General features: G+C 60.0%; 19 protein-coding genes and 1 pseudogene. 6 read left to right on the forward strand and 14 right to left on the reverse strand.

Features of this window, described 5'->3' with window-relative positions; all coding sequences use genetic code 11:
• Nucleotides 1-17: 17 nt before the first annotated feature.
• Both nagZ and psrA read right to left on the reverse strand, forming a co-directional pair.
• Entirely contained in the window at nucleotides 18-1,028 is a 1,011-nt protein-coding gene (gene nagZ / locus FFI16_RS18460; protein ID WP_138816228.1) for a beta-N-acetylhexosaminidase, read from the reverse strand.
• 134 nt (nucleotides 1,029-1,162) lie between these two features.
• Complete coding sequence (psrA, locus tag FFI16_RS18465; protein ID WP_058419618.1) at nucleotides 1,163-1,870, reverse strand: transcriptional regulator PsrA; 708 nt, start codon at nucleotides 1,868-1,870, stop codon at nucleotides 1,163-1,165.
• 263 nt (nucleotides 1,871-2,133) lie between these two features.
• Between psrA and lexA the strand changes: the two genes are divergently transcribed.
• Entirely contained in the window at nucleotides 2,134-2,742 is a 609-nt protein-coding gene (lexA, locus tag FFI16_RS18470) for a transcriptional repressor LexA (RefSeq protein WP_017137423.1), read from the forward strand.
• Between the two features lie 10 nt (nucleotides 2,743-2,752).
• Nucleotides 2,753-3,226: an SOS-induced cell division inhibitor SulA gene (gene sulA, locus FFI16_RS18475; RefSeq protein WP_065929180.1), complete on the forward strand. Its 474-nt coding sequence runs from the start codon at nucleotides 2,753-2,755 to the stop codon at nucleotides 3,224-3,226.
• A gap of 215 nt (nucleotides 3,227-3,441) precedes the next feature.
• Here the strand turns inward: sulA and FFI16_RS18480 are convergent, their stop codons facing one another.
• From FFI16_RS18480 to FFI16_RS18510, 7 genes are all read right to left on the reverse strand, one after another.
• On the reverse strand, nucleotides 3,442-3,675 hold the full coding sequence (locus tag FFI16_RS18480; RefSeq protein WP_005786160.1) for a hypothetical protein: 234 nt from the start codon (nucleotides 3,673-3,675) through the stop codon (nucleotides 3,442-3,444).
• A gap of 261 nt (nucleotides 3,676-3,936) precedes the next feature.
• A complete protein-coding gene (locus FFI16_RS18485; RefSeq protein WP_138816229.1) occupies nucleotides 3,937-4,458 on the reverse strand; it encodes a DUF6586 family protein in 522 nt (173 codons plus the stop codon).
• Between the two features lie 127 nt (nucleotides 4,459-4,585).
• Entirely contained in the window at nucleotides 4,586-7,207 is a 2,622-nt protein-coding gene (gene topA / locus FFI16_RS18490; RefSeq protein ID WP_056857285.1) for a type I DNA topoisomerase, read from the reverse strand.
• Nucleotides 7,208-7,321: 114 nt separating this feature from the next.
• Complete coding sequence (locus FFI16_RS18495) at nucleotides 7,322-7,558, reverse strand: DUF1653 domain-containing protein (protein ID WP_056857286.1); 237 nt, start codon at nucleotides 7,556-7,558, stop codon at nucleotides 7,322-7,324.
• Between the two features lie 97 nt (nucleotides 7,559-7,655).
• Entirely contained in the window at nucleotides 7,656-8,831 is a 1,176-nt protein-coding gene (gene fadA / locus FFI16_RS18500) for an acetyl-CoA C-acyltransferase FadA (RefSeq protein ID WP_017137418.1), read from the reverse strand.
• Nucleotides 8,832-8,860: 29 nt separating this feature from the next.
• Nucleotides 8,861-11,008 (reverse strand): fatty acid oxidation complex subunit alpha FadB, encoded by a 2,148-nt coding sequence (gene fadB / locus FFI16_RS18505; protein WP_138816230.1) that lies wholly within the window; start codon nucleotides 11,006-11,008, stop codon nucleotides 8,861-8,863.
• A 496-nt stretch (nucleotides 11,009-11,504) separates the two neighbouring features.
• Nucleotides 11,505-11,942: a hypothetical protein gene (locus tag FFI16_RS18510; RefSeq protein ID WP_138816231.1), complete on the reverse strand. Its 438-nt coding sequence runs from the start codon at nucleotides 11,940-11,942 to the stop codon at nucleotides 11,505-11,507.
• A 105-nt stretch (nucleotides 11,943-12,047) separates the two neighbouring features.
• On the opposite strand from FFI16_RS18510, the gene FFI16_RS18515 reads away from it, so the two are divergent.
• Nucleotides 12,048-12,500 (forward strand): universal stress protein, encoded by a 453-nt coding sequence (locus FFI16_RS18515; RefSeq protein ID WP_138816232.1) that lies wholly within the window; start codon nucleotides 12,048-12,050, stop codon nucleotides 12,498-12,500.
• A 213-nt stretch (nucleotides 12,501-12,713) separates the two neighbouring features.
• On the opposite strand, the gene FFI16_RS18520 is transcribed toward FFI16_RS18515, so the two are convergent.
• Nucleotides 12,714-14,636 carry an ATP-binding cassette domain-containing protein gene (locus FFI16_RS18520; protein WP_138816233.1) on the reverse strand — a complete coding sequence of 641 codons (1,923 nt, stop codon included), beginning with the start codon at nucleotides 14,634-14,636 and terminating at the stop codon, nucleotides 12,714-12,716.
• A gap of 213 nt (nucleotides 14,637-14,849) precedes the next feature.
• On the opposite strand from FFI16_RS18520, the gene FFI16_RS18525 reads away from it, so the two are divergent.
• The gene (locus FFI16_RS18525) at nucleotides 14,850-16,778 is read left to right on the forward strand and encodes a transglycosylase SLT domain-containing protein (protein WP_138816234.1); all 1,929 of its coding nucleotides are present in this window, start codon (nucleotides 14,850-14,852) and stop codon (nucleotides 16,776-16,778) included.
• Between the two features lie 67 nt (nucleotides 16,779-16,845).
• Here FFI16_RS18525 and FFI16_RS18530 read toward each other — a convergent pair.
• Nucleotides 16,846-17,610, reverse strand: a pseudogene (locus FFI16_RS18530) (Fic family protein); the annotation flags it as partial.
• Between the two features lie 62 nt (nucleotides 17,611-17,672).
• Entirely contained in the window at nucleotides 17,673-19,448 is a 1,776-nt protein-coding gene (locus FFI16_RS18535; RefSeq protein ID WP_178112693.1) for an ABC transporter transmembrane domain-containing protein, read from the reverse strand.
• 247 nt (nucleotides 19,449-19,695) lie between these two features.
• Here FFI16_RS18535 and FFI16_RS30525 point away from each other — a divergent pair, with 247 nt between their 5' ends.
• Nucleotides 19,696-19,869, forward strand: coding sequence for a PA1571 family protein (locus tag FFI16_RS30525; protein WP_014717504.1), 174 nt, complete (start codon nucleotides 19,696-19,698; stop codon nucleotides 19,867-19,869).
• Between the two features lie 54 nt (nucleotides 19,870-19,923).
• Here FFI16_RS30525 and pdxB read toward each other — a convergent pair whose 3' ends face one another.
• Nucleotides 19,924-21,066 (reverse strand): 4-phosphoerythronate dehydrogenase PdxB, encoded by a 1,143-nt coding sequence (gene pdxB / locus FFI16_RS18540; RefSeq protein WP_138816237.1) that lies wholly within the window; start codon nucleotides 21,064-21,066, stop codon nucleotides 19,924-19,926.
• 177 nt (nucleotides 21,067-21,243) lie between these two features.
• Here pdxB and FFI16_RS18545 point away from each other — a divergent pair, with 177 nt between their 5' ends.
• Nucleotides 21,244-22,641, forward strand: coding sequence for an MATE family efflux transporter (locus FFI16_RS18545; RefSeq protein WP_138816238.1), 1,398 nt, complete (start codon nucleotides 21,244-21,246; stop codon nucleotides 22,639-22,641).
• On the opposite strand, the gene tusA is transcribed toward FFI16_RS18545, so the two are convergent.
• Nucleotides 22,638-22,889: a sulfurtransferase TusA gene (gene tusA / locus FFI16_RS18550; RefSeq protein WP_138816239.1), complete on the reverse strand. Its 252-nt coding sequence runs from the start codon at nucleotides 22,887-22,889 to the stop codon at nucleotides 22,638-22,640. The genes FFI16_RS18545 and tusA overlap by 4 nt on opposite strands.
• Nucleotides 22,890-22,989 lie beyond the last annotated feature (100 nt).

The following is a 22,989-nucleotide window of genomic DNA, read 5'->3' on the forward strand; positions in this document are numbered from 1 at the left end:
TGGCAGCAACACGGTTGTCAGTCGATCAACTGAGCATCTCGCAACGCGGTAAGTGCCACTAACCAACGCGGATCCTGCTTGTACTCCGTCGAAGCAATCGCCTGCCCACGCATCCGCGCAATCCGCGCCGATGGCGTAACCTTCATGCGCTGCGCCGCAGTCAGTGCCAGCTCCGCGGCAGCACGGTCATTGCACACCAACCCCATATCACAACCGGCCGTCAGCGCTGCTTCAATCCGACTGGCCGCATCGCCGACCACATGCGCACCGGCCATGGACAGGTCATCACTGAAAATCACCCCGTCAAATTGCAGCTCGCCACGCAAAATGTCCTGCAGCCAGCGGCGCGAGAAACCGGCGGGCTGGGTGTCCACTTGCGGATAAATCACGTGAGCCGGCATCACCGCCGCCAATTGCTTGCTCAGGCGTGCGAAAGGCACCAGGTCATTTGCGCGAATCTGCTCCAGGCTGCGTTCATCATTGGGAATCGCTACGTGGGAATCCGCCTCGGCCCAGCCGTGGCCCGGGAAGTGTTTGCCGGTGGCCGCCATGCCGGCACTGTTCATGCCGCGAATGAACGCGCCTGCGAGCACGGCAGCGCGCTCGGGGTCGCCCTCGAAGGAACGCGTGCCGACCACGGCGCTGCGCTGATAGTCGAGGTCCAGCACCGGGGCGAAGCTCAGATCGAGCCCGACCGCCAGCACTTCGGTGGCCATGACCCAGCCGCACTGCTCGGCCAGGTATTCAGCATTCGGCTTGTCCGCCAGCAGACGCATGGCCGGCAGGCGTACAAAGCCTTGGCGCAGGCGCTGCACACGACCGCCTTCCTGATCGACGGCCAGCAGCAGGTCGGGGCGCACCGCCCGAATCGCCGCGCTCAGCTCGCGCACTTGTCGCGGGTGCTCGATATTGCGCGCAAAAATGATCAACCCGCCCACTTCAGGCTGGCGCAACAACTGGCGATCCTCGGCCGTCAGCCAAGTACCGGCCACATCGACCATTAACGAACCTTGCAGGGCAGCAGTCATAAACCTTCCTTAAATAACGCACACAACCCGTTGCCCTCACCTGGCGCGATACGCACAGTGAGCACAACGGGTTGCGAGTAAATAGCTGAAATCGGCATGGCGGCTAGCTTAGCCGCCGCGCACACCTGGGGCAATCACGCCTTGGCGACGGCCGGCGTGGACTTGCTGCGCGGGCGCAGTTGCGCGGCGGCCATGGCCGGGTCGGTCACGCCGGTTTCGGCACGCATGCCGGCGGCAAGGAACGGCACCATCAGGCGCATCACTTGTTCGATGGAGGTGTTGACGCCGAAATCGGTCTCGGCAATTGCGCGCAAGGCTTTGATGCCGGACATGCTGAACGCGGCGGCGCCAAGCATGAAGTGCACACGCCAGAACAGTTCGATCGGCGGAATACGCGGGGCGGCTTCGTTGACCAGCAGCATGTATCGGCGGAACACCTTGCCGTACATATCTTCCAGGTAACGGCGCAAGTGGCCCTGGCTCTGACTGAAGGCCAGCCCTAACAGGCGCATGAAGATCGACAGGTCATTGCCGCTGCGCGGTTGCACCACCAGCGCTTGCTCAACCAGGATTTCCAACAGGTCTTCCAGGCTTGGCTTGTTTTCGGGCTTGGTCTGGCGACGCTCCAGCTCACGGTCGAGGCTGGCGCAGAACGGCCCCAGGAAGCGTGAGAACACCGCCTGGATCAAGGCTTTTTTCGAGCCGAAATGATAGTTCACGGCGGCGAGGTTAACCCCAGCCTTGCTGGTGATCAGCCGCAATGAAGTTTCAGCAAATCCTTTTTCCGCGAACAATTGCTCGGCAGCATCGAGAATGCGTTCAACGGTTTCCGACTGGGCCATGGCTACTCCGCCTGACAAACACTTGTTTGAAACATACGTTTCAGGGTGTGTCTTGTCAAGCCTGCGAGTCCGTTTTCCGGCCGGGCAGTCATCTATTTCATGCCTATTTAATCACATCCTTACCGCTCTGTAGGCAGCGCCGTCTATGCCTTGTAGGAAGGGTGAGAGATGACCGTCCAGCGGAGTGCCGGAAAAGGATGATTGCCAAGCGCAGTTCACTGTATATAATCCCAGTCACTGTATAAAAAGACAGAGCGATCAACATGCTAAAACTGACGCCACGCCAAGCTGAGATTCTGGCTTTTATCAAGCGCTGCCTCGACGACAACGGCTACCCGCCGACGCGAGCAGAAATTGCGCTGGAACTGGGGTTCAAGTCCCCCAACGCCGCCGAAGAACACCTCAAGGCCCTCGCCCGCAAAGGCGCGATCGAGATGACCCCGGGTGCTTCACGCGGTATCCGTATCCCTGGTTTTGAAGCCAAGGCCGACGAATCGACCCTGCCGATCATCGGCCGCGTCGCCGCCGGTGCGCCGATCCTGGCGCAGCAGCACGTCGAAGAGTCCTGCAACATCAACCCGACTTTCTTCCATCCACGTGCCGACTACCTGTTGCGCGTACATGGCATGAGCATGAAGGACGTGGGCATTTTCGACGGTGATCTGCTGGCCGTCCACACCACTCGCGAAGCCCGTAATGGCCAGATCGTCGTCGCCCGTATCGGCGATGAAGTCACCGTCAAACGCTTCAAGCGCGAAGGCAGCAAGGTCTGGCTTATGGCCGAGAACCCTGAGTTCGCCCCGATTGAAGTGAACCTGAAAGATCAGGACCTGGTGATCGAAGGCTTGAGCGTCGGCGTCATTCGCCGCTAAAGGAGGCACCATGCAGCTCGTGCACACCCCGCAACACACACAACTGTCGCTGTTCGAGGCCTTTATGGCCCAACCCCTTGCGCCCATCCTCAAGGAAACGGTCGAGGCCCCTTGGGGCTCCGAACCTGAGGCGTTCAGTGAGCTGTCGTTGCGCGGTGCTGCCGGGAGCTGCCTGAGCCTGCTGGCGCCGATCCTTCGCGAATTGAGCGAAGAGCAGGACGCACGCTGGCTGACGTTGATCGCCCCACCTGCCAGCCTGACCCAGGCCTGGCTGCGGGACGCCGGCCTCAACCGTGAGCGCATCCTGCTGCTGCAACCACGCGGCGCGCAAAGCGCTCAGCAACTGACGTGCGAAGCCTTGCGCCTGGGGCGTAGCCATACGGTAGTGAGCTGGTTGAACCCGCTGAATGCGGCCGCCAAGCAGCAACTGATCAGCGCCGCGCGCACGGGCGATGCGCAGAGTTTGAATATTCGATTGGGTTAATGGGATCTGCTGCAGGCGAGCCCTGTGGACGGGCTTGTTGTGGCGAGCGAGCTTGCTCCCGCCGGGCTGCGCGGCAGCCCCAAAACCAGGCACCGTGGAATACCTGATACACCGCATTAAATCTATTCAGGGCCGCTTCGCAGCCCAGCGGGAGCAAGCTCCCTCGCCACAGAAGCTCGGTCGCCAGAACGTTTCCCAGAACGTTTCACTGTTACTCAGTGAAGCACCCGCGGCCCATCGTCCTTCTCCGGCTCGCCTTCGGCCAGGCGACCAGCCATCTGCACACCCACGCTCAACATGGCTTTTGCCACTTCCACGTGCTGGCCTTGCAAGAACACTTTGGCGTCCTCGGAAAAATCCAAAATAACCAGAGAACCCTCGTCCTCAGCCCGGCGCAGCTCGATTCGGCCGTCAGGCAGTTCAACAATTTCCAGAAAGGACGTTGGCATAATAAGTCTGTTCTCCACGAAAGGCCGGGATTATATCAGTCATCTACCCAGCCTCGCAGAGGATCTGAACAGGTTTCTTGACGGCTTGATGAATGGTGCTTATTGAGGCCTGCGCCGCACTTTCTGTCCCACTGGGTTCAAATGTGGGAGCGGGCTTGCTCGCGAATGCGGAGTTTCAGTAAAGAATTCATTACAGACCCACCGCATTCGCGAGCAAGCCCGCTCCCACAGTTTTGATTCGCGTGTATCAGCAATAGCGCCTCAACACTCGTTCAAGCCTTCGCGAAACCGCAACGCCATCTTCTTCAGCTCCTGCCGCCAGCTTTCCAGCTCTTCGCGGCTCAAGGGCTTGGGCTCATCCTCTTGCAGCGCAACGGCCACGATCAGCGGTTGTGTCACATCGCCCTTGGGCACATGGGGAACACGCGGCGGCTGGAACATATCCGCATGCGCTTTGAGCAATCGAGCAACCCAGCTGTCGGGGCTCTGCGCCATTTCCACCAGTTCGGCCAATTCCGGAATCGCCATGCTGTCCAGCACTTCGCGGTTCATGATCATTTCTGCGCGTGGTGCGCCTGCCTGGGGCAGGCGGTAGAACCCGGCAATTTCATGGCACAGGCCCAGCAAAGCGCCATAGAGGTGGAACAACGCCGCCTCACGCCCGGCCTGGACCAGCGCGATGGCATTCATCTCCTTCCCTTCCTCGGCGCGGCCAAGGGCTTCCAGGGACAAACCCGCGAAGTAAATTTTCTGATTGGTACGGGTATAGAGTTCGTTGGCCATAACGGCAATCTCCACAACGAAATAAGCGTGATGCTGGCTGAACAGTGTCACGGATCAGCCAAGTTTCCTGCAAGCGTAAAAAAAGGCCGCCTTTTCAGGCGGCCTTTGTAGCTGGCAGATCAGCCGATCAAGCGCCCTGGCGCTTGTCCTCGACCTTCCACTTGCCGCCGTCGTAGAAAGCTTTCCAGCCGGTTGGCTTGCCGTCCACTTCGGTCTGCACGTACTGCTCCTTGGTTTTACGGCTGTAGCGGATCACGGACGGGCGACCGTCGGGATCCTTCTTCGGCGCTTCACACAGGAAGTGGTACTTCGGATCGATCTCGTCCTTGTGCGGCACGATCTCCATCACCAAGGGTGCACGGGTCTCGCGGTTTTTCGGGAACTGGCTGGCCGCCAGGAACAGACCCGAAGCGCCGTCACGCAGGATGTAGGTGTCGTTGACCTTCTCGCACTTGAGTTCGGGCATCTTCACCGGGTCCATCTTCGGCGGTGCCGCATCACCGCTCTTCAGCAGTTTGCGCGTGTTCTTGCAGGTCGGGTTGGTGCAGCCGAAGAACTTGCCGAAACGGCCGGTCTTGAGCTGCATCTCGCTGCCGCACTTGTCGCATTCCAGGCTCGGACCTTCGTAGCCTTTGATGCGGTAGGTGCCCTCTTCGATCTCGTAGCCGTTGCAGTCCGGGTTGTTACCGCAGATGTGCAGCTTGTGCTTCTCGTCGAGCAGGTAGGCGTCCATCGCCGTGCTGCAGATCGGGCAACGGTGCTTGCCACGCAGTACCAGCGACTCGGACTCACCCTCGTCGTCGGCGGCAATCTCATCGCCCGGCACCAGGTTAACGGTGGCCTTGCACCGCTCTTTCGGCGGCAGGCTGTAGCCCGAGCAACCGAGGAACACACCGGTGGACGCAGTACGAATCTGCATCGGACGGCCGCAGGTCAGGCACGGGATGTCAGTCATTACCGGCTGGTTGGCGCGCATGCCGCTATCAGGGCTTTCGGCTACTTCGAGTTTCTTTTTGAAGTCGCCGTAGAACTCATCCAGCACGTTTTTCCAGTCGCGCTCGCCCTGGGCCACGTCATCGAGGTTCTCTTCCATGCCGGCGGTAAAGCCGTAGTCCATGAGGTTGGAGAAGCTCTCGGACAGGCGCTCAGTCACGATGTCGCCCATCTTTTCCGAGTAGAAACGGCGGTTGTGCAGCGCTACGTAGCCACGGTCCTGGATGGTCGAGATGATTGCCGCATAGGTCGAAGGACGACCGATACCGCGTTTTTCCATCTCTTTTACCAGGCTGGCTTCGGAGTAACGCGCCGGCGGCTTGGTAAAGTGCTGGGACGGGTCGAGCTTGATCAGCTTCAACGTGTCGCCCTGGGCCATGTCCGGCAGTACGTCGTCATCGCCTGGCTTGGCGATTTGCGGCATCACGCGGGTATAACCGTCGAACTTGAGGATACGGCCCTTGGCACGCAGCTCGAAGTCGCCTGCGCCCACGCTGACGGTGGTGGACAGGTATTGCGCCGGCAGCATCTGGCAAGCCAGGAACTGGCGCCAGATCAGCTCGTAGAGGCGCTCAGCGTCACGCTCCATGCCCGTCAGCTTGCTTGGCTCGGTGTTGGCGTCGGAAGGACGAATCGCTTCGTGAGCCTCTTGTGCGCCTTCCTTGCTGCTATAGACGTTCGGCTTTTCCGGCAGGTACTTCTTGCCGAACTCGCTTTCAATATAAGTACGCGCCATCGCCACCGCGTCTTGCGACAGGTTGGTGGAGTCGGTACGCATATACGTGATGTAGCCCGCTTCGTACAAACGCTGGGCCATCATCATGGTCTTCTTCACGCCAAAGCCCAGGCGGTTGCTCGCGGCCTGTTGCAGCGTGGACGTGATGAACGGCGCCGACGGTTTGCTGCTGGTCGGCTTGTCTTCGCGCTTGACGATGCTGTAGCTGGAAGCCTTGAGCTTCTCCAGCGCGGCCATGGCCTGGGCTTCGTTCAGCGGCTTGAAGGCCTCGCCTTTCTCACGGGCCACTTCAAAGCGCACGTTGGCGCCCTTGGCAGTGCCCAGGTCAGCATGCACTTCCCAGTATTCTTCGGGGTTGAACGCACGGATCTCGCGCTCACGCTCCACCACCAGCTTGACCGCTACCGATTGCACACGGCCGGCGGACAGGCCACGGGCGATCTTCGCCCACAGCAGTGGCGAGACCATGTAACCCACCACGCGGTCGAGAAAACGACGCGCCTGCTGGGCGTTGACACGGTCGATATCCAGCTCACCCGGCTTGGAGAAGGCTTCCTGGATGGCTTTTTTGGTGATTTCGTTGAACACCACACGCTTGTAGCGGCTGTCATCACCGCCGATGGCTTCGCGCAGGTGCCAGGCAATGGCTTCCCCTTCGCGGTCCAAGTCCGTCGCGAGATAGATGGTGTCGGCATCTTTGGCGAGCCGGCGCAGCTCTTCGATGACCTTTTCCTTGCCCGGAAGGATCTCGTACTTGGCCTTCCAGCCATGATCCGGGTCCACACCCATGCGCGAGACCAGCTGCTTGCGCGCTTTCTCTTTAGGGCTGAGCACCGGACCTTCGCCCGCAGCCGCCTTGCCGCGCTTGGCGGCAGGCTCCTTGCTGGCGCTAGCCGAACCGCTGGTGGGCAGGTCTCGGATATGGCCGATACTCGACTTCACCACGTACTCGTTGCCCAAGTACTTGTTGATGGTCTTGGCCTTAGCCGGGGATTCCACAATGACCAGCGATTTGCCCATGGATCGGAAAATTCCTGAATTCGAGAAGTGAAAGGCAGTTGGCGCCTGTCGCGGCAACGCTATATATAGTGGCAACAAGGTGAGGTCAAGCGCAGCATTCTGCGCGGCCTGCCGTTATTGCCCTGAAAAAAGACTGGGTTCGACCTGCACCAAAGCAAAGCGCGGGACCTGCTCGCCGTCAACTTCGACGGTCTGAAGGAACATGCTCAATGGGCGCACCCAAAAGCCGTAATCGCCATACAGTGCTTGGTAAAACACCACTTCTTCTTCGGTCTCGGAGTGCCGTGCTACATTAAAAACACGGTACTGCGGGCCCTTATAATGTTGGTAGAGCCCTGGTTCGACTTTCATGCTCTGGCCCTCGTGCAAAATTTGTTGAAAAAAAATATTAAAAATTCCAAAAAACAAAAACCGGGGCACTGGGCCCCGGCTTCCGTCAGCGAAACGTTTAGATACGTTCGAAGACGGTGGAAATGCCTTGGCCGAGACCAATGCACATGGTTGCAACCCCAAGGTTGCCGCCATTTTGCTTCATCACGTTAAGCAAAGTGCCGGAGATGCGTGCACCGGAGCAACCGAATGGGTGGCCCAGGGCAATCGCGCCGCCGTGCAGGTTAACCTTCTCGTTCATCTTGTCGAGTACTTTCAAATCTTTCAGCACTGGCAGGGCCTGTGCGGCGAAAGCTTCGTTGAGCTCGAAGAAGTCGATATCGGAGATGGTCAGGCCCGCGCGCTTCAAGGCTTTTTGTGTGGCCGGTACTGGACCATAGCCCATGATTGCCGGGTCCACACCTGCCACTGCCATTGAACGGATCACGGCCATCGGCTGAATGCCCAGGTCCTGGGCACGCTGCGCCGACATCACGATCATGCACGAAGCACCGTCGGTGATTTGCGACGAAGTACCGGCTGTCACGGTGCCGCCCTTTGGATTGAAGGCAGGTTTCAAGGCCGCCAGGCTTTCCAGGGTGGTGTCCGGACGAATGGTTTCGTCGTAGTCGAACAGTTTGAGGAAACCGTTCTCGTCGTAACCGTTCATCGGGATGATTTCATCCTTGAACTTGCCTTCCACGGTCGCCTTGTGGGCCAACTGGTGGGAACGCACGCCGAACGCGTCCTGGGCTTCGCGGGTAATGCCGTGCATTTTGCCGAGCATTTCTGCGGTGAGGCCCATCATGCCCGAGGCTTTTGCCGCGTACAGCGACATGTGCGGGTTAGGGTCGACGCCGTGCATCATGCTGACGTGGCCCATGTGCTCAACACCACCGACCACGAACACATCACCGTTACCGGTCATGATCGCTTGCGCCGCCGTGTGCAGGGCGCTCATCGACGAGCCACACAGGCGGCTGACAGTCTGGCCAGCAGCCGTGTGCGGGATCTGGGTCATCAACGACGCCATGCGCGCGATGTTCCAGCCCTGCTCCAGGGTCTGGTTGACGCAACCCCAGATCACGTCTTCGACTTCGTTAGGGTCGACCTTGACGTTGCGTTCCAGCAATTTGCTGATCAGGTGCGCCGACATGTCTTCAGCGCGGGTATTGCGGTGCATGCCGCCCTTGGAGCGGCCCATTGGCGTGCGACCGAAGTCAACAATCACCACGTCTCTTGGATTCAAGCTCATAAATATTCTCGCTCTAGTCGTCTGGGCGCTTAACCGAAGAAGCTCTGACCATTTTTGGCCATTTCACGCAGCTTCGCGGTCGGGTGGTACAGCGGGCCCAAATCAGCGTATTTGTCAGCCAGGGCAACGAACTCAGCCACACCGATCGAGTCGATGTAACGCAGCGCACCGCCACGGAATGGAGGGAAACCAATACCGTACACCAGGCCCATATCGGCTTCGGCGGCGGTTTCAACGATGCCGTCTTCCAGGCAACGCACGGTTTCCAGGCACAGGGCGATCATCATCCAGTTGATGATGTCCTCGTCGGACACCTCACGCTGCTCGTAGATGACCGGAGCCAGCACTTCGTGAACCGACGGGTCGGCCACTTTCTTCTGCTTGCCCTTCTTGTCAGCCTCGTAGGCGTAGAAGCCCTTGCCGTTCTTCTGGCCCAGGCGCTTGGCCTCGTAAAGCGCGTCGATCGCCGAGCGGCGGTCGTCTTTCATGCGGTCCGGGAAGCCTTCAGCCATCACGTCACGACCGTGGTGGCCAGTGTCGATACCGACCACGTCCATCAGGTACGCCGGGCCCATTGGCCAGCCGAATTTTTCCATGACTTTGTCGATGCGCACAAAGTCGACACCGGCGCTGACCAGCTTGGCGAAACCGCCGAAGTACGGGAACAGCACGCGGTTAACCAGGAAGCCCGGGCAGTCATTGACCACGATCGGGTTCTTGCCCATTTTCTTGGCGTAGGCAACGGTGGTGGCAACGGCCAGCTCGCTGGACTTCTCGCCACGGATCACTTCCACCAGCGGCATCATGTGTACCGGGTTGAAGAAGTGCATGCCGACGAAGTTTTCCGGACGCTTGAGGGCCTTGGCCAGCAGCGAGATGGAAATGGTCGAGGTGTTCGAGGCCAGGATGGTGTCGTCTTTAACCTGGGCTTCCACTTCAGCCAGTACGGCTTGCTTGACCTTCGGGTTTTCGACTACGGCTTCAACCACCAGGTCGACGTGGCCGAAATCGCCGTAGGACAGCGTAGGGCGAATGCCGTTAAGCACTTCAGCCATTTTCGCTGCGGTCATGCGACCTTTATCAACGCGGCCCACCAGCAGCTTGGCGGCTTCTGCCAGGCCTTGCTCGATGCCGTGCTCGTTGATGTCTTTCATCAGGATCGGCGTGCCTTTGGACGCCGACTGATAGGCGATACCGCCGCCCATGATACCGGCGCCGAGTACGGCAGCCTGTTTCACGTCGCGGGCAATCTCGTCGTAGGCCTTGGCCTTTTTCTTCAATTCCTGATCGTTCAGGAACAGGCCGATCAAGCTTTGTGCTGCCGAGGTTTTCGCCAGTTTGACGAAGCCGGCGGCTTCCACTTCCAGGGCTTTGTCGCGACCGAAGTTCGCGGCCTTCTGGATGGTCTTGATCGCTTCAACCGGCGCTGGGTAGTTCGGGCCGGCCTGGCCTGCCACGAAACCTTTGGCGGTTTCGAACGACATCATTTGTTCGATGGCGTTGAGCTTGAGTTTTTCCAGCTTCGGCTGACGCTTGGCCTTGTAGTCAAATTCGCCGCTGATGGCGCCTTTGACCAGGTTCAGAGCGGCTTCAGCCAGTTTGTCCGGGGCCACCACAGCGTCGACGGCGCCGACTTTAAGGGCGTCTTCGGCACGGTTTTCTTTACCGGCGGCGATCCACTCGATCGCGTTGTCTGCACCGATCAGGCGCGGCAGACGCACAGTGCCACCAAAGCCTGGGTAGATGCCCAGTTTGACTTCAGGCAGGCCGATTTTGGCAGTGGCCGACATGACGCGGAAGTCCGCGGCCAGGCACATTTCCAGGCCGCCGCCCAACGCGATGCCATTGATGGCAGCCACGGTTGGCACGTTGAGGTCTTCGAAATCGCTGAAAATCTTGTTGGCTTCGAGGTTGCCGGCCACAAGCTCTGCATCGGGCAGCTTGAAGTTGTCGACAAATTCGGTGATGTCAGCGCCGACGATGAACACGTCCTTGCCGCTGGAGACGATCACGCCTTTGACCGAAGCATCTGCTTTGATGGTGTCTACGGCCTGACGCAGTTCGTTCAGGGTTAGACGGTTGAACTTGTTGACGGACTCACCCTTGAGGTCGAATTTCAGTTCGACGATGCCACTTTCAAGAGCCTTAACCGTGATGGCTTTACCTTCGTAAATCATCAACTGATCTCCACGATATGGAAGCTGAACAGTACACATTGGACGCTGGCCTATTGGTTGGACATTGAGAGTCGCCTCAATGCTCATGCCAATCCGCCAGGCACACCCGCCAATGCGCTAGTCGGGGTTCTGTATGAGTCGTCTGACAGACAAACGCTCAATTCATACGCCCGTTTGATTTGGGTACGTCACCTTCATCCAATTCAGGGCAATTGTCAATCGCTCGAAAGGCCAGGAAAAACGCGACTTTCCAGTCAGTTCAGAACCCCACGCCCGCGCTTACACCCTGTCAATATTCAAATATTCACAGAATCAATAATAAAAAAGATGTGGGAAAAGGCTGTACAGAATCGGATATGCCGCTAGGCTAGCCACAACCGTAAAGCGCCTGGATGAACACCCGGCGCGAAGAACACAGAATTACCGGCCTGCCTGGCCAACTCCAGCCCGATGATGATGTCGGGCTTTTTAATGCCTGGCTTTTAACGCTATGGCGTCATGCCAAGGCCCTGAGCAGCGTATCGATGTCCTTCAGCACGCTTGCCTCGCCCTTCTCGCCCCAATACAAGGCAATCATTTGCTTGTCGGCCTCGACCTTGTAGACGTTGGCCGGCAACGTCGCAAAATGCGGCAACAACTTTTCATCCACACACACTTCACGCCACTGATTGACCCACACGCCCGGCGACATTTGCCAATAACTCCATAGCGCCGGCGTGCTGCCCCGCCGTGGCCTGCAGTACTGCGCGCACGGGCTCGGCGGCTCTTGCGCAAGCCAGTGCGGCCACTCCTGTGGCGCCAATTGCATGGCCAAACCGATGCGGCGTGCCTCCATGCGCAGGGCCATGCGCCCGCTCTGATGACGCGACGGGCGCAGCCAGGCCAGGGGGCTAAGAACCACCAGAAGGATTGACACCACTATCCAGACCGTCATATGTGTACTCCCGAATTTCCAGATGCGCGGATTTGAGCTGACGCAACCCCATCCGCTTGAAACCAGCCATACTGAACTTATTGCAGTCCCCTGGAGGAACGCGCCATGCCCAACGAACATTCCTACAAACATATCCTGGTCGCTGTCGATCTGACCGAAGAGTGCGACCCGGTTATCAAGCGCGCGCAGGCTTCAGCAATCGCCAACGGCGCCAAGCTGTCACTCGTGCATATCGTCGAGCCTATGGCCATGGCCTTTGGTGGCGACGTGCCCATGGACCTTTCCCAGTTGCAGCAACAGCAATTTGATCAGGCCAAAGAGCGCCTGGATCGCCTGATCCTCAAGTACCCGGAAGTGACCAAGGAAAACTCCCACCTCACCTACGGCCAGCCGCGCCAGGAAATCCACCACCTGGCCAAAGAGCAGAACTGCGACCTGATCGTGGTCGGCAGCCATGGTCGTCATGGCCTGGCGTTGCTGCTGGGCTCTACCGCCAATGACGTGCTGCACGGCGCGCCGTGTGATGTGCTGGCGGTGAAGCTGGTAAAAGACAAATAAGGCCCGACGAAGGTCCAATGTGGGAGCGGGCTTTTGTGGGAGCTGGCTTGCCTGCGATGCAGACACCTCGGTGATTCAGGCAGACCGAGGTGAGGCTATCGCAGGCAAGCCAGCTCCCACACAGACCAGCTCCCACATTTGAATCGCATTTCATATGAAAAAGCCCGGCGATCATACAGATGAGCGCCGGGCTTTTTATTGCCAACGAATCAATCAGGCATCCAGCTCAGCCCAACGCTCCATCAGCACTTCCAACTCCTGGTTCAACGTTTCCAGGGAAGCAATCACCTTGGCGGTTTCCGCCGCCGGGCGCAGGTAGAAACCTGCGTCAGCCATGTCTGCTTCTACCGCAGCGATCTGCTGTTCCTTGGCGTCGATATCACCCGGCAAGGCTTCCAGCTCGCGCTGCAGCTTGTAGCTGAGTTTCTTCTTGGCCGCCGGTGCAGCGTCCGCAACCGGTGCAGCAGCAGCGGCCACAGGCGCCACGACGGCCGAGGTCAGGTCGGCCTTGCCGGACTTGCTCTCGGTCACGCCCAACAGGCGCGGCGAGCCGCCCTGGCGGATCCAGTCCTGGTAACCACCGACGTATTCACGCACCTTGCCTTCACCTTCGAAGACCAGGGTGCTGGTCACCACGTTGTCGAGGAATGCCCGGTCGTGGCTGACCATCAACACGGTGCCGTTGAAGGTCAGCAGCACCTCTTCCAGCAGCTCGAGGGTTTCCACGTCGAGGTCGTTGGTCGGCTCGTCAAGTACCAGCAGGTTGGACGGCTTGCTGAACAGCTTGGCCAGCAGCAAGCGCGCGCGCTCACCACCGGACAAGGCTTTGACCGGCGTACGCGCACGCTGCGGGCTGAACAGGAAGTCGCCCAGGTAACTCAACACGTGGCGGCTCTGGCCGTCGATGTCGATAAAGTCGCGGCCTTCGGCAACGTTGTCGATCACGGTCTTTTCCAGGTCCAACTGATGGCGCAACTGGTCGAAGTAAGCCACGTCGATGCGCGTGCCTTCTTCCACGGTGCCGCTGGTCGGTTGCAGGCCATTGAGCATCAACTTGAGCAAGGTGGTCTTGCCGGTGCCGTTGGCGCCCAGCAGGCCGATACGGTCGCCGCGCTGCAGGACCATCGAGAAGTCCTTGATCAGGAACGGGCCATCCGGGTGGTGGAAGCTGACGTTCTCCAGCACCATCACCTGCTTGCCCGACTTGTCGGCGGTGTCCAGCTGGATATTGGCCTTGCCGGTGCGCTCGCGGCGCTCACTGCGCTCAACACGCAGGGCTTTGAGGGCACGTACACGGCCTTCGTTACGGGTACGACGGGCCTTGATGCCCTGGCGGATCCAGACTTCTTCCTGGGCCAGCTTCTTGTCGAACAGCGCGTTGGCGGTTTCTTCAGCGGCCAGCGAGGCTTCTTTGTGTACCAGGAAGCTGGCGTAGTCGCCGTTCCAGTCGATCAGGCCGCCACGGTCCAGTTCGAGGATGCGCGTGGCCAGGTTTTGCAGGAAAGAACGGTCGTGCGTGATAAACAGCACGGCGCCCTGGAAATCCTTGAGGGCTTCTTCGAGCCAGGCGATGGCGCCGATGTCCAGGTGGTTGGTTGGTTCGTCGAGCAGCAGCAGGTCCGGCTCGGACACCAGCGCCTGGGCCAGCAGCACGCGACGACGCCAGCCGCCGGACAACTCGGCGAGGGTCTTGTCGGCCGGCAGTTGCAGGCGGCTCAGGGTACTGTCGACCAGTTGCTGCAAGCGCCAGCCGTCACGGGCTTCGAGGTCTTGCTGAACATGCATGAGCTTGTCCAGGTCGGCTTCGGTGACGCAGTTCTGCGCCAGGTGATGGTATTGCGCGAGCAACTCGCCCACACCGTCGAGGCCTTCGGCAACCACGTCGAACACTGTCCGTCCGTCGGCCACCGGCAATTCCTGGGGCAATTCGCCGATCTTGAGGCCCGGCGCCCGCCACACAGAGCCGTCATCGGGCTTCTGGTCGCCTTTTACCAGCTTCATCATGCTGGACTTGCCGGTGCCGTTGCGGCCGATGATGCACACCCGCTCACCACGGGCGATCTGCCAGGACACCTTGTCCAACAACGGCATAGCGCCGAAAGCAAGGGACACATCGCTGAATTTGAGCAGGGTCATACGCTTCTCCAAAAACTGGGCGCGCATTCTACCTGACTTGAGGCTGGGATGCGGCCGGCATTTTTGCCACAGACACGTTCTGTAGGACATTTACAGTCAACTGCTGCCAGCCGGCCGGCAAAGCTTTCGCCAGCCGCTGGCAAAAGGCTAAGCTAGGGGCAATCAGTGTCGGCGGTGCCGGTGCTAGTCGTGATTTCTCTGCACGGACGTCTCATGCGCAGTCGCCTTTTCAACTTTTTATCTTGCCTGCTTCTTTCCGCCACCGCCGTTCAATCCGCCCAGGCCGTGGACCTCACCACCCAACGTCAATATTACGATGAAGCCAAACGCGCCCTCGCCAAAGGCGACAGCGGCCCGTACATGCAATACAGCCAGGCCCTGGCCGACTACCCGCTCACGCCGTACCTGGCGTACGACGAGCTGACCGCGCGCCTCAAAACCGCGAGCAACGAGGAAATCGAGCAGTTCCTCGCCAAAAACGGCGACCTGCCCCAGGCCAACTGGATGAAACTGCGCTGGTTGCGCTGGCTGGCCGACCGTGGCGACTGGCAAACCTTCGAAAAGTACTACGACGCCAAGCTCAATTTCGTCGAACTGGACTGCCTGCATGGCCAGTATCAACTGACTCACAACCTCAAAGCCGAAGGCTACAAGACCAGCGAAAAACTCTGGATGACCGGCAAATCCCAGCCGGCCGCCTGTGACGCAACCTTTGGCCAGTGGGCCGCCGATGGCCAACTCACCGAACAGAAAATCTGGGACCGCGCCAAGCTCGCCGCCGAAGCCCGCAACTACGCACTGGCCAACAGCCTGGTGAAAACCCTGCCAACCCTCGGCGCCCAAGGCCGCCTGATGGTCGACGTGGCGCAAAAGCCCGACATGCTCAGCGACCCTTCGCGCTTCCTGCCGGCCAACGAGGCCATGTCCGATGCCGTTGGCCTCGGTCTGCGCCGCCTGGCACGCCAGGACCCGGACAAGGCCATGGCCCTGCTCGACGGTTATGCCAGCAGCATGCACTTCTCCCGTGACGAAAAAGTGTCGATCGCCCGCGAAATCGGCCTGACCCTGGCCCGTCGCTACGACCCACGCGCCCTGGACGTGATGACCAAGTACGACCCCGAACTGCGTGACAACACCGTCTCTGAATGGCGCCTGCGCCTGCTGTTGCGCCTGGCTCGCTGGGAAGATGCCTACCAGTTGACCCGCAAACTCCCACAAGACCTGGCCACCACCAACCGCTGGCGTTACTGGCAAGCGCGCAGCCTGGAGCTGGCCGAGCCAAAAAACCCGCAGCCGCTGGTGCTGTACAAAAACCTCGCGCAGGAGCGTGATTTCTACGGCTTCCTCGCCGCTGATCGCTCCAAAGCGCCGTACCAGTTGAAAAACAAACCACTGGTGATGAGCCAGGCATTGATCAACAAAGTGCGCAACACCCCCGGTGTGCGCCGCGCGATGGAGTTCTACGCACGCGGTCAGATTGTCGATGGCCGCCGCGAGTGGTACCACGTCAGCCGCCACTTCAACCGCGATGAAATGGTCGCCCAGGCCAAGCTGGCCTATGACATGAAGTGGTACTTCCCGGCGATCCGCACCATCAGCCAGGCGCAATACTGGGATGACCTGGATATCCGTTTCCCGATGGCCCACCGTGACACGCTGGTGCGCGAAGCCAAGGTGCGTGGCCTGCATTCAAGCTGGGTGTTCGCCATCACCCGCCAGGAAAGTGCCTTCATGGACGACGCCCGCTCCGGCGTCGGCGCCAGTGGCCTGATGCAACTGATGCCCGGCACCGCCAAAGAGACCGCACGCAAATTCAGCATCCCACTGGCCTCCCCGGCCCAGGTGCTGGACCCGGACAAAAACATCCAGCTCGGCGCCGCCTACCTGAGCCAGGTACACAGCCAGTTCAACGGCAACCGCGTGCTCGCCTCCGCCGCCTACAACGCCGGCCCCGGCCGTGTGCGCCAATGGCTGCGCGGTGCCGATCACCTGAGCTTCGACGTATGGGTGGAAAGCATCCCATTCGACGAAACCCGCCAGTATGTGCAGAACGTGCTGTCTTATTCGGTGATCTACGGGCAAAAGCTCAATTCACCGCAGCCGCTGGTGGATTGGCATGAGCGGTATTTTGATGATCAGTAAGACTTGAAGCAGAAATGAAAATGCCCGCATTGAAAAATGCGGGCATTTTTTATGAAGCGTTTGGGAGTTCGCTTTGTGCAGCCTCAGCCAAGGCCAGGCTCAAGGCCTGCAGCATAAACTCCACAAAGGGTGTCGCCTCTGCCTGCTGATCAGCTGCTGACAGCGCGGCGTAATAGGCATCTTGCTGCTCGCGGATTACCGCCTCCACCGGCAGATAAGCCAGTACCGGGCGCCATTGGCTAAGGATCAATGTCTGCCACAGCCGCCCCATTCGCCCATTACCGTCGGCAAATGGATGAATAAATTCAAACTCGTAATGGAACACGCAACTCGCGATGAGCGGGTGCCAGTCCGAAGCCGACAGCCATTGCAGCAGGTCGTCCACCAGATGCGTCACCCGGCTGGCAGGTGGGGCCATATGGACTAACTGTTCGCCTCGATAGATACCGACACCCGCCTGACGAAACCGCCCGGCATCATCGATCAAACCAAACATCAGCAGTTCGTGCGCTTTGAGCAAGTCGGCACGATCACTCCCAGCCCACTGCGGCATCGCTTCGTAGGCCGCAAATGCATTACGCACTTCCTGGATCTCTCGGGGCAAGCCCAGCACTCGCTTGCCCTCTAACACGGCGGTCACCTGCTCGACACTGAGCGTATTGTTCTCGATAGCCAACGAAGCCTGGATTGTGCGGATTCGATTGCCACGTCTTAGCTGAGGTGTCTGACGATTGTCGTCACCGACTGAAAGTTGACCGATCTGCTCACTGATATCGGCTACCAGTGCCAGCATCTTTGTAGTCAGCGTCAACGGCGGTTGATAACGGCTCATGTCCTCATCCAGATCAATAACGAAAGTCCACATGATGCCTTACGAACGGGCGCACCGCAGCTTCATTCCACGTCCAGCCCATCACTGAACTGCAACGCCGCCAACCGCGCATACAGCGGGTTACTGGCAATCAACTGTTGATGCGTACCCACTGCTACCAGCTTGCCCTGGTCCATCACTGCAATGCGGTCGGCGTTCTTCACCGTGGCCAGCCGATGCGCAATTACCAGCGTGGTGCGGCCCTGCATCAGTTGCGGCAAGGCTTGCTGGATCAAGTGCTCACTCTGCGCATCGAGGGCGCTGGTGGCTTCGTCCAGCAGCAGGATCGGCGCGTCCACCAGTAACGCGCGGGCGATGGCCAGGCGCTGGCGTTGGCCACCGGAGAGGCCCATGCCGCCGTCGCCCAGGTGGGTCTGGTAGCCGTCGGGCATTTGCAGGATGAAGTCGTGGGCGTGGGCGATGCGTGCCGCGGCTTCGACCTGTTCGCGGGTGGCGGACGGGTTGCCGTAACGGATATTTTCTTCGACGCTGCCGAAAAACAGCGCCGGGCTTTGGGACACCAGCGCGAAATGACGACGCAGGTCCATGGGGTCGAGCTCGGTCAGCGGGTGGCCTTCAAGCAAGATGCGGCCTTGCTGCGGGTCGTAGAAGCGCAGCAGTAAATCAAAGATCGTCGATTTGCCGGCGCCGGACGGGCCGACCAACGCCAGGGTTTCGCCCGGGTTGATGGTCAGGCTCAAACCGTCGATGGCGTAGCTGTCCGGTCGCGACGGGTAGGAAAAGCGCAGGTCTTGCAGTTCCATACGGCCGCTGACCCGTTCCGGCAACTGCACAGTGCCTTCGGCGGGCGCCTGGATGTCATTGCTCGACTGCAACAATTCGCCAATCCGCTCAGCCGCCCCGGCAGCGCGCTGCAGCTCGCCGAGCACTTCGCTGAGGGTGCCGACGGCGCTGCCGACGATCAGGCTGTAAAACACGAACGCGGCCAGCTCGCCGCCGGAGATGCGCCCATTGATCACATCCATACCGCCCACCCACAGCATCACGCCCACGGCGCCGAGCACCAGCATGATCACCAGGGTAATCAGCCAGGCACGCTGGGCGATGCGTTTACGCGCCGTGGCGAATGCCTCTTCGACGGTGACGGCAAAGCGCTGTTCGTCCTGCACCTGGTGGTTGTAGGCCTGCACGGTCTTGATCTGGCCAAGTGTCTCCGACACATAACTGCCCACATCGGCAATACGGTCCTGGCTCAGCCGCGACAGGCTGCGCACGCGGCGACCGAAGATCAGGATTGGCGCCAGCACCAACGGCAGCGCGATCACCACGATGCTGGTGAGCTTGGGGTTGGTGACAAACAACAGCACGATGCCGCCGATCACCATCAAGGCATTGCGCAGGAACAGCGACAGCGACGAGCCGATCACCGATTGCAGCAAGGTGGTGTCGGTGGTCAGCCGTGACTGAATTTCCGAGCTGCGGTTGTTCTCGTAAAAACCGGGATGCAGGTAAATCAGATGGTTGAACACTTGGCGACGGATGTCGGCTACCACCCTCTCACCAATCCACGACACCAGGTAAAACCGCGAAAACGTGCCCACGGCCAGGCCCAGTACCAAAATCATGAACAAGCCGATCGACTGGTTGAGCAGGTGCGGCGACTGGGTCATGAAGCCCTGGTCCACCAGCAGGCGAATGCCCTGCCCCATGGACAAGGTGATGCCGGCCGTGACAATCAGCGCCAACAAGGCGCCCAGCGCCTGCCAACGGTAGGGCGCAACAAAGCGGCTGGCCAGGCGAATTGCACGGCGTTGACGGACTGAGAACATGGAGGGCATACCGATAAGGAACCTGTACACCAACATTGGGGGAACTTAGGTAAATAACAATGCGTCAGGTTAATTATGCCCGCCGATGTTGATCCCTAGAGGCTATCGGTCTAACGCCCGGGTGGAAATTTGTATCGGTTTCTGCTGGACTGGGCGTTCGAATCGGTGATCGTGTAAGGAGTTGTAATAGATCGGTCACGCGGTCGGCTTAGAGTAAGAAGCCAAGTAGGTACACAACCTGATGAGGAGACAGGCCATGACCTTGCAAAATAGCAGTGATGCCAAAATTGAAGTAATTCGCCAGCCGCAGCAGTTGCCTTGCTCGTATATCGATGCCAAGGGCCGCGAAGTGCAGATTACCGAAGAGATGATCCAGCAAGCCTGCAGCGAGCTGGAACAGCGACTGGTCAAACCTGCCCAGCAAGGCTGAAGCGCCAACGCTCTTTCAGACCCGGCCGTTATGGCCGGGTTTTTTATGCGGTGACTAAACTGTCACTGCGCCCAATGCAGTGACGATATTCGACAACACTGCCGATTCGCCATTGATTCGCACCTTCAAGCCATCTATCTCGCGACGTTCCGGGTAATGCTTGCGCAGCAGGTCGAACGCCTTGCGTTGTTCTTGCACGGTGCCTACGAGGCTGCGGCGAAAGTCCGCATCATCGCGGCGCGGGTCATACACACTGCGGCACAAGGTCGCCAGCGCCCAGGCCGGGTCTGTCGATGCATTCAAATGCACCTCGGCCAGCCATGGCTGCGGCAACAAATCACTCAATTGGATACTGGGTTCCTGGCCCAAATGGGCGCAGAACGCCTGGTAGATCTGTGCGGTGCCACGCTGTTTGCCGTCGAGGCTGTAGCCGGCGATATGCGGTGTGGCCAGCACGCACAGGTCGGCCAGGTCGACGTCCACTTCGGGCTCGCCTTCCCACACGTCCAGCACTGCTTGCAGGTCTTCGCGCGCCAGCAGCACTTCGCGCAGGGCCGCATTATCGACGACAGGGCCGCGACTGGCGTTGATCAGCCAGGTGCCGGACTTGAGGCGGCCAAGGCGTTCACGATCAAACAGGTGCCAAGTGGAGCCATTACCGGATTTGGTCAGCGGCGTGTGCAAGCTGATCACGTCGCACTGCTCGATGATCTGCGCCAGGCTCACGTAATCGCCGTCTTCAGCGATCTGGCGCGGCGGGTCGCATACCAGCACGTTCCAGCCCAGACCTTTAAGCACCTTGACCAGGCGCCCGCCCACTTCACCGGCACCGACGACGCCGTAAGTACGTTGATTGAGGTCGGCGCCTTCGATTTCGGCCAGTGTCTGCAAACTGCCCAGCACGTAGTCCACCACGCCTCGGGCATTGCAGCCAGGGGCGCTGGACCAGGTGATACCGGCCTGCTTGAAGTAATCCAGGTCCAGGTGATCGGTGCCAATGGTGCAGGTGCCCACAAAGCGCACTTTAGTGCCCTCCAACAAGGCCCGGTTGACGTTGGTGACCGAGCGCACCAGCAGCACATCGGCCTGCTCGACCGTGGCGCGGTCGATGGAACGCCCGGGTACGCGGCGAATCTCGCCAAACCCTTCGAAGAAGGCATCGAGCAGCGGAATATTTTCGTCGGCAACAATCAACATGGCAGGCTCCTTTCGCGGATTGGCAGTGTACAGGGATGCGTAGCCCGCTCCCACAGGGGTTATGCAGTGCCGGTCAAGTCGCATTACAAATCTGCAACACAGGATTTTTCCTGACCATAACGTCAACGCGTAGACTTCGCGGTCCTTAAGGCTTCTCTTTTGATTGGACACCCGCACGTGAACACTGCTGCCGCCTCCACCCTCTCCCGCCCCGCCCGCGTCAGCCGGGAAGTGCGCGGCCTGTTGACCCTGGCGCTGCCGATCATGATCGGCCAGCTCGCCACCACCGCCATGAGCTTTGTCGATGCGGTGATGGCCGGGCGTGTCAGCCCCAAGGACCTGGCGGCGGTGGGCCTGGGCAACTCGATCTGGATTCCGGTGTACCTGCTGATGACCGGCACGCTGCTGGCGACCACGCCGAAGGTTGCCCAGCATTTTGGCGCGGGCAAGCACAGTGAGATCGGCCCGCTGGTGCGCCAGTCGCTGTGGCTGGCGATTGTGGTGGGGATTACCGCGTCACTGTTGCTGCTCAGTGCCGAGCCGATCCTGCACATGATGAACGTCGAGCCCGACCTGATCCAACCGTCCATGGGTTACCTGCACGGCATCGCCGCCGGCCTGCCGGCGGTGGCACTGTATTACGTGCTGCGCTGTTTCAGTGACGGCCTGGGGCGCACGCGGCCGAGCATGGTCATGGGCCTGTGCGGTCTGGCGCTGAACATTCCGCTGAACTACATTTTTATCTACGGTCACCTCGGTGTGCCGGCCATGGGCGGTGTGGGCTGCGGCTGGGCCACGGGCATCGCGATGTGGGTGATGATGCTCGGCCTGGCCGGTTGGACCCGCTGGGGGCCGGCTTACCAGAGCAGCGAACTGTACAAGCGCTTCGACTGGCCGCAGTGGTCAGTGATCAAGCGCGTATTGGGCATCGGTTTCCCGATTGGTGTGGCGATCTTCGCCGAATCGAGCATTTTCGCCGTGATTGCCCTGCTGATCGGCAGCCTGGGCGCCACGGTAGTGTCCGGCCATCAGATCGCCCTCAACGTCAGCGCGCTGGTGTTCATGATCCCCTACTCACTGAGCATGGCCGTGACCGTGCGGGTCGGCCAGGCCCTGGGCCGTGGTGAGCCGCGTGAGGCGCGCTTCGCCGCCGGCATCGGCATGGGCACCGCGCTGGTGTATGCCTGCCTGTCCTGCAGCCTGATGCTGTTGTTCCGTGAGCAGATTGCGGCGGTCTACACCCCGGACCCGGTGGTGATCCACCTGGCGTCAATGCTGATTGTGTTTTCGGCGCTGTTCCAGTTCTCCGACTCGATCCAGGTCACGGCCGCCGGCGCACTGCGTGGCTATCAGGACACGCGGGTGACCATGGTGCTGACCTTGTTTGCCTACTGGGGCGTCGGGTTGCCGGTGGGTTACGCGCTGGGCCTGACTGACTGGCTCGGCGAGCCCAGCGGCCCAAGCGGTTTATGGCAAGGGCTGATCGTGGGCTTGAGCTGTGCGGCGGGGATGCTGCTGGTGCGCCTGGCGCGCAGTGCGCGCCGCAATATCCGGGCGCATGAGGCCAAGGCTTAAGCGGATTTCTTGCGAATCCAGTACAGGTAAGTGCCGGCCTGTTCCTGCTGATCCACCAACTCGTGGTCGAGGAACACGCAGAACTTGGGAATATCACGACGGGTCGACGGGTCGGTCGCGATCACCTTGAGCAAGCCGCCAGGCTTCAGGTCGCGGATGTGCTGGTGCAGCATCATCACCGGCTCCGGGCAGTTGAGGCCGGTGGCGTCGAGCACAGCGTCTACAGGCAAGTCGAGGGTTTGATTCATACATCACTCCTGAAACGGGCGCCGCTCAACAATGTGGGAGCGGGCTTGCTCGCGAATACGCGGGCACATTCAACATAGATTTCGACTGTTATACCGCTTT

The organism is Pseudomonas sp. KBS0710, from assembly GCF_005938045.2.
Taxonomy (GTDB): Bacteria; Pseudomonadota; Gammaproteobacteria; order Pseudomonadales; family Pseudomonadaceae; genus Aquipseudomonas.